Source organism: Bacteroidota bacterium (assembly GCA_041658205.1).
In the GTDB taxonomy this organism is placed as follows: domain Bacteria; phylum Bacteroidota; class Ignavibacteria; order UBA10030; family UBA8401; genus UBA8401.
Window position 1 is genome coordinate 519403 of record JBBAAO010000001.1, and the last position, 17464, is coordinate 536866.

Consider the following 17464-nt stretch of genomic DNA (forward strand, 5'->3'; position numbering starts at 1 on the left):
CATTGTCATCTGTGCGTAAAACAGTATCAATAGGACTGTCCGTCGTTGTTGTACTCTTTGCGTTCGCATTGATTGTCTCATCAGCGAACGCCACGATTGCGCCATTACGTCCTATAGTCTACGAAGTGATTCAGGATTCAACATCAGTTGATTCCTTGTCGACAAAAAATGACTCGCTTCGTCCAAAAAAATATGAAATAAAAGATTCAACGTATTTAGAACAATTAACCTTCCGCCGAAAAGATTCCGATGCGGCACAGGCATTTCCGGCACCCTATAATCCTTTCTATCTTAAGACTCCAACACTTGTTGTCAACACTGTCCAACTTGATTCGACGGGAAAGTTTGTCATCGTCCGTCAGACAGTGAATGGAAAGGATATCAAGCTGCCGATTAAAATGCCGATTAATGAATATGTCCAGCAGCGCGCAACATCAGATTTTGAAAAGAATTTTACTGAATTGATCGACAAAGAAGAGTCAGTGAAAGCATCAAAAAAGAGAGATGATATCGGGGATCTTCTCGGTACGTTTACCAAAATCGATATTCCCGTTCCTGCAAATCCTGTATTTTCTATTTTTGGACCTCCGCGCATCAATTTGAACATTTCCGGAGCAGTCGACATTCGGGCTGCATTTAGAAACACCTCAACGGACCAACAGACACTTAGCGCATTCGGCAATACACGTAATGAACCTGATTTTGCGCAAGAAGTTCAGATTAATGTCAGTGGAACCATCGGTGATAAACTGAATATTCTTGCAGACTGGAATACACAACGTACATTCGAATACGAAAATCAACTAAAGATAAAATACACCGGCTATGAAGATGAGATTGTTCAAAGTGTGGAAGCCGGTAACGTATCGCTTTCAACAAGCTCTAGTTTCGTATCGAGCAGTTCGGCATTGTTCGGTATTAAAGCGGCATTTCAGATTGGCCCTTTAAAGCTGACCGCTATCGCTTCGCAAAAAAAAGGACAGATACAGGAAAAAAGCATTTCCGGCGGTGCGCAAAAGATTGATTTTGAAAAACGAGCATGGGAATATTCAAAAGATCACTTCTTTGTCGATACTGTATATCGTGCATTATTTGAGCCGTTTATCAAAACTAGACAGGCAAATGGTCGATTACAAATCAAAGAAAACGAATATGAAGTATGGCTGTACCATATTGGAGCAGCAAATGAAACAATGCGAAAGGGAAATGCTTACTTTAATCTTCCTGATGTTTCTGTCAATGATACCATAACATATAAATCGTATCGTTCTCCCGACACCACAACAAATACAGATGCCGGTCTAGTTGCTGCAACGTGGGACAGACTTGAACCGCAGAAAGATTATCGAATTGAACGGAATGCAGGATACATTACATTAAATCGTTCTGTGCAGGAAGGACAGGCCATCGCTATCTCGTATCGTATAGAGAATTTCGAGGGAAACGACGATGATCGCATCTATGGAACGTTAACGAAGAATGAAACTGGTTCAGATTCGATTTTGGTGTTGAAATTGGTGAAACCATTAAATTATACACTTCCAAAGGACAGCATTCCATTTTCATTAATGCTGAAAAATATTTACCCGCTTGGCGGACGCAAAGTTGACAAAGAAGGATTCTCGCTAGACTTAAAATATAAAGAATCGGGAAAGGATCCTGTTGATGTTATTGGAACGACAAAGATCATCACATTATTTGGCCTGGATCTTGTTGGTGACGGTAGTAATGTTCCGGATGGTAAATTCGATTTTAATCCTGGTGTTACGATCGACCAAGAGCGCGGAGAAATTATCTTTCCAACATTAAAACCTTTTACTGATGGATTGGAAAAAGCGTTGCGGGCATTACCAACTCCTCCAGAAGATTCAATAATCCAAAAATATCTGTATAACGATCTCTATGACACGACAAGTGCGGCGGCACAGCAAAATACGTTGAAAGATAGATTTGTCATCACAGGTCAAATCACTGCTTCCAGTTCCAATACTGTCAATCTCGGATTTAACGTGGTGGAAGGAAGTGTTCAGGTGTTATTGAACGGTCAGCCGTTGGTCGCCAATGTTGACTATACAGTCGATTACATTATTGGGCAGGTAATTATTAAGAAACAAGAGGCACTTGTTCCGGGGGCGAGCCTACAGGTGAAGTTTGAACAGAACGATCTGTTCCAATTGGCATCAAAAACATTGATGGGGTTGCGCGGTGAAGTAGACGTTTCGGAAAAAACGAAATTTGGTTTCACCATGATGAATCTCGATCAACAGGTGTTGAGCGATAAAGTCCGGTTGAATGAGGAGCCATCAAACAACTCTATTTACGGATTCGATGGACAGACGTCCGGTGAAATTCCATATTTAACGAAAATGATCGACGCACTTCCGTTTCTCGATACAAAAGCAAAATCTGAATTTACATTGCGCGGCGAAGCGGCATATATGAATCCCGATCCGAACACGAAAAAAAGTTCTATCGCGGATGATCAAGGGAATGGTATTGCATATATCGATGACTTTGAAGGTGCAAAAAGAATTATTCCGCTTGGTGTAGGTTATGGTCAATGGCATGAGATGAGTGCTCCGGCATTTCAATTTGGAGTTGATCGTTATGATACGACAGCGTGGAGTCGTGATACCACTAAGTTGAAATCCAAAGCACGAACATTTTGGTATAATCCTATCGGCGGTATTCCTCTTGATGCTATTTATGGAATAGATGCTAATGGAAAGTCTATTAAACAGGCAGGCAGAGGTCAAGATCTTATTCAAGTGTTGAATGTTAATTACAATCCTCTCGCTCGTGGAGTGTATAACTACTCTCCGGATTTGCAGCAGACATTGTTGAATGAACCGAAAAAGAACTGGGGGGGAATTCAAAAACTTCTTTCGACCAGCGCCATCAACCTGATCAGTGAGAATGTTGGCTTTATTGAAATTTGGGTGAGGGTGAATCCGAACAAAGGGAGGATTGATTCTACGCGGAAAATCTATATCGATCTTGGAACGATCAGCGAAGATATTTATTGGGATAAGTCATCAACGCTTAATACAGAAGATAAAGGCCAATTCAAGAACGATATTCTCGCACAGGATGAAGATACAGGTATCGATGGTTTATTCAACAACGAAGAACAATCTGAATACAAAACATTTGTCGATGCCAATAAAGCATTGTTTCCGGATATCGTCAATGATCCATCCGGTGACGATTTCGAATATAGCACGACGGTGTTTAACAGAATCAATCAGACGGAACACAACAGTACAAGTGAGATCGGCCGTTTCCCCGATTCAGAAGATCTAAATCGAAACAGTTACACGGATCGAACAAATGACTACTATGAGTATGAATTGAATCTTGATACTACCGATGCAAATCCGTTGAAGATTGGCGGAGGCACAAATGGCTGGTTTCAATATCGTATTCCCATCAATTCCTATAAATACAAAATTGGAACACCGGACCAATCAAATATTCAGTATGCCCGTCTTTGGTTTACCGGCCATCCGGATGAGTTTGATATGCAGTTTGTTGAATTCAATCTTATCGGAAATCAATGGGAAGAAGTAAAGAAAAACGATCCGGTATTTAAAGTGTCGGTGGTAAACGTGGAAGACAATTCTCTTCAAGGATATGTCTCGCCGCCGGGTGTTTTCCGTGAACGGGACAGAACAAAGCCTGATGAACAGGTGTATGGAAACGAACAATCATTGGCGTTGAATATTTTAGATTTAAGCGATGGTGACAGTCGTGAAGCAATCAAAAAATTCTCCTATCGACCGCTGGACGTTTTTAGTTACCGGCAGATGAAGATGTTTGTTCATGGAGCTGAACATTTTTCATCTACGGCAAGCAAAGCGTCAGTAAAAATGTACATCCGGTTCGGTTCGGATAGTTTGAACTATTATGAATATCGGGCCCCCGTTTATCCCGGGTGGGATGCACGAAACAATGTCAATATCCGGTTTGAAGATTTAACATCAATTAAGCAGGTAAGAGATACAGCGGCTTTACGTGTTGTCCGACCTGTTCCAAACGGACCAGAAGGATCAACCTATGCCGTTTTGGGAAATCCGACATTGACGCGCATTGCATTTATCTCAATAGGAATTGAGAATCCGATCATCAACGGAACTGAACGGCGTGTGACAGGGCAAATTTGGGTGAACGAACTTCGGCTTGCCGATGTGGATGATACTCCCGGCTGGGCATACAGCATGAGCACGACCGTAAAGCTTGCAGACTTTGGATCAATGGCATTTAATTACAGCCGGGTCGATCCATACTTCCATAATTTGGAAAGCAGATTTGGCAGTCGCGTAACGAACAGCAGCTGGAATTTTTCATCATCGCTTGCGTTCGAACGGTTTCTACCGCAGGATTGGACCGGTACACAATTGGGATTCAGTTATTCTCATAGCGAAGCAATCTCCACTCCGCAGTATCTGCCAAGTTCTGATATTGTTGTTACAAAAGCGGCAGATCAACGAAAGGATTTTATTACGGAGAAGAACGGATCAGTGGAGCTTGGTGAAAAAGAAAAACAAAAGATCCTCTCCGAAGCGCAGACGCTTTCTACAACGGATACATATGCAGTTCCCGCATTTAAATTCAATGTTCCGTCGGAAAACTGGTTCTTTCGCGATCTCTTTAATCGTGTCAATTACGGATTCAGTTACACCACATCCAGTCAGCGGAACCCAACGACAGCTTCGCGCAATTCGTGGCAATGGAACGCACGAATCAGCTATGCCTATTCATTTTTAGGTGATGCATATATTCAGCCATTTGGTTTCTTTGAGAATACATTTTTCTTTGAAGAATTACGAGAACTGCAGATCTTTTACAATCCGATCTCGAGTTTTAGTACAGGATTTAGTATCGCACGATCCAGAACCAATGAACGGCTGCGGAGTCAAATTAAAGATACCGAACCGATACGCGGACTTGCTTCTTCCCGTAATTTCTCATTTGCATGGAAGCTGACAGACAATGGGCTCATCAATCTTTCAGGAGATTATGCCGTAGATATTACCAGCTCCATGGTTCATTTGGAACTTGATCCTTTTGGTCGGCAACGAAATTTCCAACAGATTATGAATCAAATGTTCTTGCAGGATCGTCTCGTCAATTTTGGATTTGATAATGCCTACAATCAAACATTTACATTAAATACCCGACCAAAAGTTCCCTCAATGTTTGATTTAAATAAATATGTAACGTTATCGGCGCGGTATAATGTTGGATATCGATGGCAGAACAGTTTGCAGCAGGGTGATCTTGGTATTTCTACTGGATGGGGAAACAGCATCTCCTTGAGTTCTGATATTAGTTTAAAATCGTTTGTTGATTCGTGGTTTCCTGCGTATGAAGCACCTCAGGAAATTGAAGAGCCCGTTCCAGCTCCGTCCCGCGGCAGAGGAGAACGGGATGATGACGAAGAAGAGCCGGCACCAAAACAGCAGGAAGAAAAACCTCAACCTGAAGTTTCGGTTATCGATACGACGCAATCGACTAATACAAAGTCGAAAGGTGGAGGAGGATTGATCGGAATTGCGCGGACATTTATTAAGACTCCGTTTTTGGATTATGACAAGATCAATATTTCGTTTACTCAGAGCAATTCAGCCTCCAATGGCGGTGTTCCGGGCCGTCCTGGTTTTGCGAATTTCTTCGGCCGTGCTCCATTTATTCAAAAAGGGGAACGAGAGTTTGGTCCGACAAGGTCGTACCAACTTGGATTGGTTTCAGTACCCGGTGCAAACATAACCGATGTGTTTATTAAACCGAAATTTCCGTTTGTCGGCTTTTCCACTGATGCAGACAAACAAATACGTGCGCGAAATGCAAATCTTACAGATGGATTTACGCAAAACAATAAGTTAACCTTCCGTACAGGACGCGATCTGTGGACAGGTGCACGAATTGATCTCAATTGGAATCTTGGCTGGAATTATTCTCGTACGCAAACACTTCGGACAGATTCCATTACCGGCAGGGCGGCAATTATTAACATCGCGACGGGGGGATCAATCGAGCGATCGTTCTTTACATTACCGCCAACATTTGTCTTTTCAATGTTTAAAAGCGGAATTGAACAAGTAGGAAAACTTTATAAAGAGGCTGTTCCGCTCAAGACTTCTCCCAATCAGGATGAGAAACTTGCTAAAGCTTTTGAGGAAGGTTTTGAATCTGCCCCGATATTGAAAAAAATCTTCGGAGATCTTTTCCCGCGGGTGAATTATTCATTCCGATGGGATGGGTTGGAACAGTTTAGTCTCTTCAAAAATTTTGCAACACGAGTCAGTTTAGATCACGCATATCAATCAAGCTATGCAAAAGTGTTCAAAGGGAGTGCCGGCGGCGGAAATATCACCGAATCACAGCGTATTAATTATGCATTTTCACCTCTTGCCGGTGTCAGCATTGCATTCAAAGAGGTATTGAAAGGTACAATGAGTGCCAATTTGCGCTATGGTTCAAATGTGTCGTATGATCTTACACCTTCCTCTAAAAATATTGTTGAGGCTGTCGGAAACGATATGTCCATCACCGGTAGTTTTTCACGTTCTGGTTTTGAAATACCGCTCTTTGGAGTGAGTCTGCAAAACGATATTGATATTAGTTTCACATATTCGCTGGCGAAAAATTCCCGAACCACTTTTGATGTAAAACAAAACGAGTTTAACACAAAAGGAACACCGGGCGAAGGTTCATCTCGCACACAAATGGAACCTCGTATCCGGTATGTATTAAGTTCACGCGTGACAGCCTCATTGTTCTATCGCTATACGAAGATAGAACCGGATGCGGGAGGATCGCGCATTCCGGGTTCTTCGACGAACGAAGGTGGCGTTGATGTCCACATTGCAATTCAATAACTGATGTTATGAAATGCAGAAAAATAGTCATGCTTAGCAAGTCCCGATGTTTTTCATCGGGACGCGCCGAAGCATTGGTTTAAAATGATCTGCATTTTGTGTAACATTTGTCACTAACGAAAAGAAAGTTGGATAGAATGGACAATAATAAAGGAAATATCCTTTGGGTGGACGATGAGATAGAATTGCTGCGGGCACACGTTGTGTTGCTTCGGGATAAAGGATATTCCGTAGACACAGCAACCAACGGAGATGATGCTATCGAAATGGTCAAATCTAAAAATTATGGTTTGGTATTTCTTGATGAGATGATGCCAGGTAAAGGAGGTCTGGAAACCCTCGCTATAATTAAAGAATTATTTTATGCATTACCTGTAGTGATGATTACGAAGAATGAAGCGGAGTCGTTGATGGAGGAAGCGATCGGAAGCAAAATTTCTGATTACCTTACCAAGCCTGTAAATCCCAGCCAAATTTTACTCGTGTGTAAGAAATTTCTGGAAGGCAAAAAACTTCAAAGCGAACAGGTTTCGCGGGATTATATTCAGGAATTTTCTTCCATCTCCAGAATGCTGCTTAGTCCGATGGATTACACTGAATGGACCGAGTTGTATATAAAGGTGGCCAATTGGGAAATGGAACTCGATAAACATCCGGAACTTGGTCTGCAAAAAATGCTGGCAGATCAGAGAAGAGAGAGTAACGCGGAGTTTTCCAAATATGTGGAAAAAAATTATCAAGCGTGGATCAATCGAAAAGAGAATCGTCCGACTCTTTCAACGGAGATTGTTGAAAAATATGTAATACCAAACTTGAATGAAAAAAAATCGGTATTCCTATTTGTGATCGACTGCATGCGATTAGATCAGTGGTTGGTGATGGAAGAATATTTGAGGGAATTGTATACGATCGATAAAGAATATTATTTTTCCATTCTTCCGACGGCAACACCGTACTCACGCAATGCAATTTTCAGCGGATTATTTCCGTTGGAACTCGAACAGCGGTTTCCGGATTTATGGCAGGGGGAAGATGACAGTGAATCGAGCCACAATAAATACGAAAAAGAATTATTAATGAAACTACTTGAACGAAAACGGGTCGTTCTTAAACCGGAACCGAAATATGTCAAGATTCTTGATCCTGAATTCGGGCGACAAATCCTGTCAAACATTATCTCTTTTACGCAAAATAAGTTAACGGCGGTTGTCGTTAATTTCGTTGACATGCTGGCACACGGCAGGTCAGACGATCCAATCTTGAAAGAGATTGCGCCGGATGAATCGGCATACCGATCGCTGACGGATACGTGGTTCAAGCATTCATCATTATTGGGAATGTTCCAAGCGCTGGCAACCCGCAAAGATGTGAAGATCATCGTAACCACGGACCACGGAAGCGTTCGATGCATGCGAGGTTCAAAAGTGATCGGCGATAAGGAAGCGTCGACAAATCTTCGATACAAGTTTGGACGCAATTTAAAGTCGGATGATAAACAATCGATCTTCCTCAAGAATCCCAAAGACTTTAAGCTACCGCAGCGCGGTGTGACGACAAATTACATTGTTGCAAAAGAGGACTATTATTTTGTTTATCCGACAGATTTCCATAAATATTTAAATCATTATCGGGATAGTTTTCAACACGGCGGTATTTCAATGGAAGAGATGATCCTTCCCGTCATTACCATGGAACCAAAATAGTAATGAACCGCATCGTGACACATAATGAAGAAGAGACAATCGGTGCAGGAGAAGAATTCTCTCGTCAATTAACTGCTGGTGCTGTCGTTGCGTTGGTCGGAGATTTGGGAGCAGGAAAAACGCGATTCGCGAAAGGTATTTCACGCGGATTAGGAGTAACCGAAAATGTGACAAGCCCGACTTTTACGATCATCAACGAACATTTGGGCGGACGGCTTCCTCTCTATCATTTTGATTGTTATCGATTGAAATCGACAGCCGAATTGGATGAGATGGGATATGATGAATATATTTATGGAGACGGTGTCTGTGTTATTGAATGGGCAGATATGGTCGAATCAAAACTTCCCCAAAAGCGGTTCAACGTCCATTGCATATTGGGGGATAAAGAAAATGAACGCATTATTACAATAGAGAAGCGATGATTATAGCTATTGAAACAGCCACAGAAGTCTGCAGCGCGGCGCTCATCGATCGTGATACCGTTTTGTGTGAACGTTCATTGCATGAAAAAAATATTCATTCCGAGCGGTTAATGCTTTTGATTGATGAGGTGTTAACATATTCGAAAACATCAAAAATGCAATTACATGGAATTGCCGTTTCTTTTGGACCTGGATCATTTACAGGACTCCGTATCGGTTTAAGCACCGCAAAAGGGTTGGCGATGGCTCTTGATCTTCCATTATTTGCAGTCCCCACGTTGGATGGAATTGCGGAATCGTTTCGGTTAAATCAAAACCCTGGAAGCAAAAAAATATTCTGTGCAATGGTCGATGCGAAACGGGAAGAAGCGTTTTTTGCATACTATACGATAACTCAGAATGAAATAGCACGGCGAAATGATTATTCAATAAAACTAAAATCCGAAATATTATTGGATGCATCCGGTCAAGATGCAGTTGTCATACAACCAAATATTTCTGCGGCATCAATCGGATTGCTCGCATATCGCAAGCGAAACGAGTATACAGTATCCGATTTTTCACATACAGAACCAATGTATTTGCGTGATTTTGTTGCCACTTTTCCAAAAAGTAAAGTGTAATTACCGTAAGAATCTATTTCAAGAGATTTTCATTGAAATAAAGGTGAATGATAGATATTTTGTTCTACAAATTGAAAGGGTACTATGTCCTGGTTTAGGCGTTCAACAGAAAATATAGCATCGGACAATCAGAAAAAAGATATGCCCGAAGGAATGTGGAAAAAATGTTCTTCTTGCGGTGAGATTATTCATAATGGTGCACTGGAACAAAATCTGTGGGTTTGCACAAAATGTTCGCATCATTTCCGAATCAGCAGCCGGGAATATTTCTCCATTCTTTTTGACGAAGGGACATTTAAAGAATTCGATGCTAAGATGACTTCGAAAGACCCACTCAATTTTGTTGATACAAAAAAATATAAAGAACGCATCAAAGAGACGATTAAAAAGACCGGATTCAGTGACGCACTTCGTTATGGGACAGGAAAAATGAATAAACGCGAAGTTGTCATTGCCTGCATGGATTTTACGTTTATCGGTGGAAGTATGGGAAGTGTTGTCGGCGAAAAAATTCGTCGCGCAGTCGATAAAGCCATTAAGCTGAAAGCTCCATTAATTATTATTTCCGCCAGCGGTGGTGCGCGAATGATGGAAGCGGCATATTCATTAATGCAGCTTGCCAAAACAAGCGCAAAACTTGCTCAGCTTTCCAATGCCGGTCTCCCCTTTATATCGTTGATGACCGATCCCACAACCGGCGGAGTAACAGCCAGTTTTGCTATGCTTGGGGATATAAATATTGCCGAACCGAACGCGCTGATTGGATTTGCCGGTCCGCGTGTTATTAAACAAACGATCGGGAAAGATCTGCCGGAAGGATTTCAGCGGGCAGAATTTTTACAGGAGAAAGGATTTGTGGACCTCGTTGTTCCAAGAAAAGATCTGAAAGCGACGATCTCCAATCTGTTCGAAATGGTTCATTAAAAATTTTATGAATATACACTTACTTGGTGTTCCCATGGACTTGGGTGCAGGCCGCCGCGGCGTTGACATGGGACCCTCTGCAATTCGCATCGCCGGTGTTTCAGAAAAACTTCAATCACTCGGACATACTGTTGTTGAAGAAGGGGATATCTCCACGAAGATTCCGGAACAACAAAAAGTGAAAAATCCCAGACTGAAGTACCTTTCTGAAATTGTCCGGGCTTGTACACTCTTGGCCACAAAAACAGAAAAGATTCTTGAAAGTGATGGATTTCCTTTGATTCTTGGCGGTGATCATTCAATCGCTATTGGGACTATCGCCGGTGTTTCGAATTTCTGCAAGAAAAAAAATAAAAAATTGGGTGTTATCTGGGTTGATGCCCATGGTGATATGAATACCGATGTTACTTCTCCTTCGGGTAACATCCATGGAATGCCGCTTGCTGCATCGTTGGGGATTGGTGCGTTGGAATTGACTTCAATTGGAGGTGATTATCAAAAACTCGACCCGAAAAATTTAGTGATGATTGCAATTCGTGATCTCGATGCAGGCGAAAAAGCAGCGATACGGAAAAACAATATCGCCATCTTTACCATGGAAGATATTGATAAACATGGAATGGCGGTCGTGATTACTAAAGCACTTCGAAAACTCAAAGATGTCGATTTCATTCACGTTAGTTTTGATCTTGATGCGATGGATCCGAAAGAATGTCCCGGCGTTGGGACTCCAGTAAAAGGGGGACTTGTATACCGTGAAGCGCATTTGATTATGGAAACACTTTCGGAAAACAATCGGTTGAATTCACTCGAAGTGGTTGAAGCAAATCCTATCCTCGATAATCGGAATCAATCTGCTGAATTTGCAGTTGGCTTGATGCAGTCGGGATTTGGGAAGAAAATTATTTAATTTATTATAACACCTGAATTTTTGCTTACAGTCACTCATATCTCGGAAGTACAATCTCGCCTTAGATCAATTCGTGCTAAAAAAAAATCCATTGCTCTTGTTCCGACTATGGGTTTTTTGCATGAGGGGCATCTTTCGCTCATCAAAAAAGCGAAAAGTGAACATGATGTGGTTGTCGTTTCCATCTTTGTCAATCCAACGCAATTTGCTCCGCATGAAGATCTTGAAAAATATCCGCGCGATATTGTAAAAGATACCACTCTTTCGCAGCAGTCGGGATGCGACTTGTTATTTGTTCCTACAGTTAATGAGATGTACCCAAATGGTTTTTCATCGTATGCCATTGTTGAAGGATTATCGATGCAACTGGAAGGAGAATTTAGGCCGACACATTTTAAGGGTGTCACGACTATAGTGTTGAAGTTATTGAATGTTGTCCAACCGGATGTTGCATATTTTGGACAAAAAGATGCTCAGCAAAGTATTGTGATTAAAAAAATGGTAAAAGATTTGAACGTTCCGGTTCAGATAAGCATCGTTCCGACCATGCGCGAACAGGATGGACTGGCAATGAGTTCAAGGAATATATTTTTGAATACCGAACAACGGAAAAATGCCGTTGTGTTGAACCAGTCATTGAAACTGGGTGAAAAAAAGATTCTGGAGGGTGAACGAAACCCCAATAAGATCCTTGAAGAGATGAAATCATTGATCCTCTCAAAGAATCCGACCAAGATCGACTATGTGGAGATCGTTGACTCGGAAACTCTTGAAAAAAAAGAAACACTTATGAGCGGCGAAACAGTGTTGATACCACTTGCTGTACGATTTGGTACAACACGATTAATTGATAATATTCTTGTTACTGTAAAATAGAAAAGGAAAAATCGATGTCTAATTTTGCTACAATTATTATGGCGGCCGGTAAAGGCACACGGATGAATGATTCATCAAAAGCTAAAGTAATGTTTGAAGTGAATGGCAAACCGATGGTACAGCATGTTGTGGAGATTGCACAATCGCTCGGATCTGAACGCATCATCACCATCGTAGGATTCCAGCGTGAATCTGTCTATAATCATTTGGAACAGGTAGCACCTACCGTTGAATTTGCCGTTCAGGATCCTCAGTTAGGAACCGGGCATGCTGTAATGCAAGCGGAGCCGTTTCTTCGTCGATATGCCGGAGACGTGATCGTGCTCTCGGGTGATGTTCCGATTCTGCGAAAAGAGACGATCAAAAAACTTATCGACTATCATCGTGACAATAATGCTGCCGGAACAATTCTCACAGCGAAATTCGACGATCCTACGGGATATGGTAGAATTTTACGAAGCACAAGCGGATACGTTGTCGGAATTATGGAACATAAGGATGCAAGTGAAGAACAACGCAAAATCACCGAGATCAACTCAGGTATTTATATTTTTGATACGCGTTATCTCTTCACCGCATTACAGCACATCAATCCACACAATGCGCAAAATGAATATTATTTGACTGACGTGTTCGGCCATTTTTGGAAACAAAAACTGGTAGTGGCGGCAATGATGACGGATGATTCAAATGAGATTCGCGGAGTGAATACGCTCGAGCAATTGAAAGAAGCTGAAGTTGCATTGAAATCTCGGAACAAATAAGCCTGTTTCGCAGTCTATATTGACAAAGCAGGTGGTTTTTCATAATTTGAATATAGAGTGAACGGTGAACATATGAAAAAATTATTCGTTTTGATAATGGTGTTTGGAGTAATTGGAGCATTCGGTCAATTCAAACCTAAAGCGGCTGAACAAGCGAAAGTATCCGATTCGTTCATTCAGCCACAATCGGCAAGTGACTGGTTTAACTTTTTCAATCCGAATAATTTTTATATGCGACATTCGTATTCTGCAAGTTATTCCGCATTTGGTGGTGAAGGAATGGCGCTTCAACGCTATACGAACACCATGATATATCAGTTTATGCCGAATCTTGATGCTCGTGTCGATCTCAGTCTTCAAAATTCACCGTACAGCACCTTTGATTATCGGCTGCAAAATCAATTTAGCAAAGCATATGTAAGCCGGGCAGAACTCAATTATCGTCCGACGGATAATATGGTTATTCGATTGCAATACAGAGAATTGCCATATTCGTTTTACGGATATGGGTATAATCGTCCGTTTGGTGGAATGTTCTCCGGACTTGAGTATTACGAGGATTAAACGTTCACATTTTGCAAACAATTTTTTATATGAATAACCGAGTAGTCATTTCGACTTTCTCGGTTATTTTTTTGTAGATAATGAATCCACCTATAAAACATCGATTATTGCTTAATATTGCGATTGTACTTCTTGTTCTGTTCAATGGAATGCAGCTCTACGGAATTTTTTCGCAACAATCAACATCAACAATTTCATCAGCTAAAAAAGAGAATGATACGATGCATGTTCCAATTCAGATAAACGTGTTGAATGGTTGTGGTGTGAATGGTGTCGGGAACACCATGACGAAATTCTGCCGTCAGCTCGGTTATGATGTTGTTGAAATGGGTAACTATAAAACATTCGATCTGGAACATTCCATCGTTATCGATAGAAGCGGAAAAACAAACGAAGCACAACAGCTTGCATCACAGCTTGGTATCGAAAGAAAAAACGTTATTCAACAATTCAATAACGATCAAATGGTCTCGGTTTCGGTCGTGATCGGAAGAGATTTTAAATTATTAACACCGTGGAAATAAAGGAGAAATGTGACCTCAAAGAATCTTGTTAAACTCGTTGCACAGGCGGCATTAAGTAAAAAAGGATATGACGTAACTATTTTAGACCTGCGCAAGTTAACGACAATGACTGACTATTTTGTCGTCTGTTCGGTTGATTCCGATACTCAGGCACGTGCAGTTGCTGATGCTATCAAACATGAAGCGTTGGAAAAGGGGGAATCATCTGTTCGAAAAGAAGGATACAGCGAGGGGCGCTGGATATTGCTAGACTTTGTTGATGTTGTTGCCCATGTGTTTCATAAGGAAACGCGGGAATTTTATAATTTGGAAAAACTATGGGGCGACGCAAAATTTGAGTATGCAAACGATGAGCCCGCTGCAAAAATGAAGAGCGAAAAACCAAAGAAGAAACCAATCCGAAAGAAGACTGCGAAAAAATGAAAGATCAGTTACAGAAGCAGCTAATATCCATTCTTGCAGAACTACACTACCCTCCTGTTGATGTCGTTTTTGATAAGCCGAAAGTCGAAGCACACGGCGATTTGACAACGAATGTTGCCATGATGCTGGCAAAATCAGTCGGTAAAAATCCGCGCCAGGTTGCACAATCTATTGTAGAGAAATTAACAATCAACGATACATTCTTATCCGCGGTAGAAATAGCTGGACCCGGATTTATCAATTTTCGATTTTCCAATGCCTATATTGTCGAAAATGCCAAAAAAATACTTCGTGAGCATTCATCATTTGGGAAATCAAATGTTGGGAACGGAAAGAAAACGAATTTAGAATGGGTGAGTGCAAATCCAACAGGATTGCTCCATGCCGGACATGGTCGCCAGGTGTTGCTTGGTCAGGTGATTGGAAATCTTTTGGAGTGGACAGGACATTCGGTAACGAGAGAATATTATTTTAATAATGCCGGCAATCAAATGCGCACGCTGGCGGAAAGCATCTATTCCCGGTATCGACAGGAACTTGGCGACGATTATCCTTTTCCCGATGAAGGCTACAAAGGAGAATACATTGTTGATATTGCCAAGGAGATCATAGCACAAAAAGGTGATTCTCTCAAGGCATCGGATGGAGAAAAATCGTATTTTCAAAAATACGGCGAAGAATGGTGTTTTAAAAAGATTAAAGAGACTCTTGCCCGGCTTAATGTAAAACACGATATCTTCTACAATGAAGATACATTGTACACATCCGGCAAGATTAAAGAAGTGATAGAAGAGTTCAAGAAAAAAGATCTTGCATATGACAGTGAAGGAGCAGTCTGGTTTCGAGCAACAAAATTTGGCGCGGACAAGGATCGTGTAATTGTGAAGAGCACCGGCGAACCAACATATCGTCTGCCGGATATTGCTTATCATCGCGAAAAATTCCGACGCGGTTTTGAATTGATTGTCGATATTTTTGGCGCCGACCATATTGCCACTATTCCAGATGTTCTCAATGGCGTACAGGCACTGGGATATGAAACGAAGAATGTGAAAGTGATCATCCACCAAATGGTATCGTTTGTGAATGGCGATGAAGTTGTAAAGATGTCCAAACGGAATGCAAAGACATATACTCTTGACGATTTAATTGATGAAGTCGGTGTTGATGCAGTAGCATACTTCTTCGTCATGCGAAGTGTCGGTACACATTTGGAATTCGATATTGCCTTAGCAAAAGAGCAATCGGATAAAAATCCTGTCTATTATTTACAATATGCTCATGCCCGTATCGCAAGTATTCTGCGGCACGCTGCAAGCGAACATATTAATGTCGAAGACGTCTCTGTTATGATGTCTAATACCGATTTTTCTTACATCAAAGAAAAAGAAGAGATCGATCTTTTGAAGAAATTGTTAGAATTCCCAGAACTTGTTCAGAACTGTGCACTTTCCTTTGAACCACATCGATTGACAACATATCTTCGTGAAGTTGCTGAGACATTTCACCGTTTTTACCACGAACACCGTGTTATTAATGATGATAAGCAGTTGATGCAGGCCCGATTAACAGTCTGTTTAATGACAAAAATCGTCATTGCTAATGGCTGCAAAATTTTGAGTGTTTCTTCTCCTGAAAAGATGTAAATTAAGACCAACAAAAAAGGGAAAACCTACCAATTTTGATACCGCATTACCGATGACGAGTACATATTCATCATTTTTTTGTAGCTTTTCATCAACCACTTAGACATCCAATAGTGTTAATCGTTGGAAATACTGGCATTTTTTCGTAAATTCTTAAATTCATAAACATTTTTTGGATCGATGAAAAATATTCTCATAACTGGAGGAGCCGGTTTTATTGGCAGTAATTTTGTTCATTTAATGTTGAACAAACATCCTGACTATAAGATCGTCAACTTCGATACGCTTACATATGCTGGAAATCTTGAAAATCTCAGTACGATTGAAAGAAATCCAAATTATCTCTTTGTCAAAGGGGATATCTGCAATAAAGATCAAGTCATAAAAGCATTTCGAGAACACTCTATAGATACCGTAGTTCATTTTGCGGCCGAATCACATGTGGACAGAAGCATAACCGGTCCTGCAATATTTGTGCATACGAATGTAGTTGGTACACAGGTATTGTTAGATGCGTCGCGCGAAGTTGGTATTGAACGATTCCTTCATGTATCTACAGACGAGGTATACGGATCGCTCGGTGCGACTGGATATTTTACGGAAGAAACCCCGCTTCATCCTAATAGTCCGTATTCCGCCAGCAAAGCTTCATCGGATATGTTGGTGCTTGCGTATCAACACACATTTGGCTTTCCGGGACTTGTTACCCGATGCTCCAATAATTATGGGCCATACCAGTTTCCCGAAAAATTAATCCCATTGTTGATTGCCAATGCATTAAATGATAAACCTATTCCTGTGTATGGCGATGGATCGAATGTCCGCGATTGGCTCTATGTGGAAGATCATTGTTCTGCTCTTGATGTTGTTCTTCATAAAGGGACAATTGGCGAAGTATATAATATCGGCGGACACAATGAATGGACGAATATTGATATTGTAAAACTGGTCTTGAAAGAGCTTGGTAAACCTGAATCTCTAATCACATATGTAAAAGATCGTCCCGGCCATGATAAACGGTACGCCATTGATGCTGCGAAAACACAGAAAGATCTTGGCTGGGTTCCAGCATATCAGTTTGAAAATGGAATCAAAAAGACTGTCCAGTGGTATTTACAGAACAAGAAATGGTGGGAGAGGATTATCAGCGGGGATTACAAACATTATTATGAAAAACAATATTCCGAACGGAAATAAAATA

13 protein-coding genes are annotated in these 17464 nt (G+C 41.2%); all 13 read left to right on the top strand.

What is annotated here, in order from left to right; genetic code table 11:
• Nucleotides 1–11: 11 nt before the first annotated feature.
• The 13 genes from sprA (at nt 12) to rfbB (ending at nt 17460) form a co-directional block, all read left to right on the top strand.
• Nucleotides 12–6881: a cell surface protein SprA gene (gene sprA, locus WDA22_02020; protein MFA5832228.1), complete on the top strand. Its 6870-nt coding sequence runs from the start codon at nt 12–14 to the stop codon at nt 6879–6881.
• 137 nt (nt 6882–7018) lie between these two features.
• The gene (locus WDA22_02025; GenBank protein MFA5832229.1) at nt 7019–8584 is read left to right on the top strand and encodes a response regulator; all 1566 of its coding nucleotides are present in this window, start codon (nt 7019–7021) and stop codon (nt 8582–8584) included.
• A gap of 2 nt (nt 8585–8586) precedes the next feature.
• The gene (gene tsaE / locus WDA22_02030) at nt 8587–9009 is read left to right on the top strand and encodes a tRNA (adenosine(37)-N6)-threonylcarbamoyltransferase complex ATPase subunit type 1 TsaE (GenBank protein MFA5832230.1); all 423 of its coding nucleotides are present in this window, start codon (nt 8587–8589) and stop codon (nt 9007–9009) included.
• Nucleotides 9006–9632 (top strand): tRNA (adenosine(37)-N6)-threonylcarbamoyltransferase complex dimerization subunit type 1 TsaB, encoded by a 627-nt coding sequence (gene tsaB, locus WDA22_02035; GenBank protein ID MFA5832231.1) that lies wholly within the window; start codon nt 9006–9008, stop codon nt 9630–9632. Before tsaE ends, tsaB begins: the two co-directional genes overlap by 4 nt.
• 84 nt (nt 9633–9716) lie before the next feature.
• Nucleotides 9717–10556 carry an acetyl-CoA carboxylase, carboxyltransferase subunit beta gene (gene accD / locus WDA22_02040; GenBank protein ID MFA5832232.1) on the top strand — a complete coding sequence of 280 codons (840 nt, stop codon included), beginning with the start codon at nt 9717–9719 and terminating at the stop codon, nt 10554–10556.
• A gap of 7 nt (nt 10557–10563) precedes the next feature.
• Nucleotides 10564–11466 (top strand): arginase, encoded by a 903-nt coding sequence (gene rocF / locus WDA22_02045; GenBank protein ID MFA5832233.1) that lies wholly within the window; start codon nt 10564–10566, stop codon nt 11464–11466.
• A 21-nt stretch (nt 11467–11487) separates the two neighbouring features.
• Nucleotides 11488–12342 (top strand): pantoate--beta-alanine ligase, encoded by an 855-nt coding sequence (gene panC / locus WDA22_02050; GenBank protein MFA5832234.1) that lies wholly within the window; start codon nt 11488–11490, stop codon nt 12340–12342.
• A gap of 14 nt (nt 12343–12356) precedes the next feature.
• Nucleotides 12357–13106 carry a sugar phosphate nucleotidyltransferase gene (locus WDA22_02055; protein MFA5832235.1) on the top strand — a complete coding sequence of 250 codons (750 nt, stop codon included), beginning with the start codon at nt 12357–12359 and terminating at the stop codon, nt 13104–13106.
• Between the two features lie 72 nt (nt 13107–13178).
• On the top strand, nt 13179–13670 hold the full coding sequence (locus WDA22_02060; protein MFA5832236.1) for a hypothetical protein: 492 nt from the start codon (nt 13179–13181) through the stop codon (nt 13668–13670).
• 80 nt (nt 13671–13750) lie between these two features.
• On the top strand, nt 13751–14194 hold the full coding sequence (locus WDA22_02065; GenBank protein MFA5832237.1) for a LytR C-terminal domain-containing protein: 444 nt from the start codon (nt 13751–13753) through the stop codon (nt 14192–14194).
• 9 nt (nt 14195–14203) lie between these two features.
• Complete coding sequence (gene rsfS, locus WDA22_02070; protein ID MFA5832238.1) at nt 14204–14617, top strand: ribosome silencing factor; 414 nt, start codon at nt 14204–14206, stop codon at nt 14615–14617.
• Nucleotides 14614–16263 carry an arginine--tRNA ligase gene (gene argS / locus WDA22_02075; protein MFA5832239.1) on the top strand — a complete coding sequence of 550 codons (1650 nt, stop codon included), beginning with the start codon at nt 14614–14616 and terminating at the stop codon, nt 16261–16263. Before rsfS ends, argS begins: the two co-directional genes overlap by 4 nt.
• Nucleotides 16264–16443: 180 nt before the next feature.
• On the top strand, nt 16444–17460 hold the full coding sequence (rfbB, locus tag WDA22_02080) for a dTDP-glucose 4,6-dehydratase (protein MFA5832240.1): 1017 nt from the start codon (nt 16444–16446) through the stop codon (nt 17458–17460).
• The last annotated feature ends 4 nt before the right edge of the window (nt 17461–17464 follow it).

Excerpts from the sequence above, each read along its gene's own strand:
- rocF (MFA5832233.1), top strand. The coding sequence starts at position 10,564 with ATGAATATACACTTACTTGGTGTTCCCATGGACTTGGGTGCAGGCCGC.
- rfbB (MFA5832240.1), top strand. The coding sequence starts at position 16,444 with ATGAAAAATATTCTCATAACTGGAGGAGCCGGTTTTATTGGCAGTAAT.
- argS (MFA5832239.1), top strand. The coding sequence starts at position 14,614 with ATGAAAGATCAGTTACAGAAGCAGCTAATATCCATTCTTGCAGAACTA.
- WDA22_02065 (MFA5832237.1), top strand. The coding sequence starts at position 13,751 with ATGAATCCACCTATAAAACATCGATTATTGCTTAATATTGCGATTGTA.
- WDA22_02025 (MFA5832229.1), top strand. The coding sequence starts at position 7,019 with ATGGACAATAATAAAGGAAATATCCTTTGGGTGGACGATGAGATAGAA.
- tsaE (MFA5832230.1), top strand. The coding sequence starts at position 8,587 with ATGAACCGCATCGTGACACATAATGAAGAAGAGACAATCGGTGCAGGA.
- accD (MFA5832232.1), top strand. The coding sequence starts at position 9,717 with ATGTCCTGGTTTAGGCGTTCAACAGAAAATATAGCATCGGACAATCAG.
- tsaB (MFA5832231.1), top strand. The coding sequence starts at position 9,006 with ATGATTATAGCTATTGAAACAGCCACAGAAGTCTGCAGCGCGGCGCTC.
- WDA22_02055 (MFA5832235.1), top strand. The coding sequence starts at position 12,357 with ATGTCTAATTTTGCTACAATTATTATGGCGGCCGGTAAAGGCACACGG.
- WDA22_02060 (MFA5832236.1), top strand. The coding sequence starts at position 13,179 with ATGAAAAAATTATTCGTTTTGATAATGGTGTTTGGAGTAATTGGAGCA.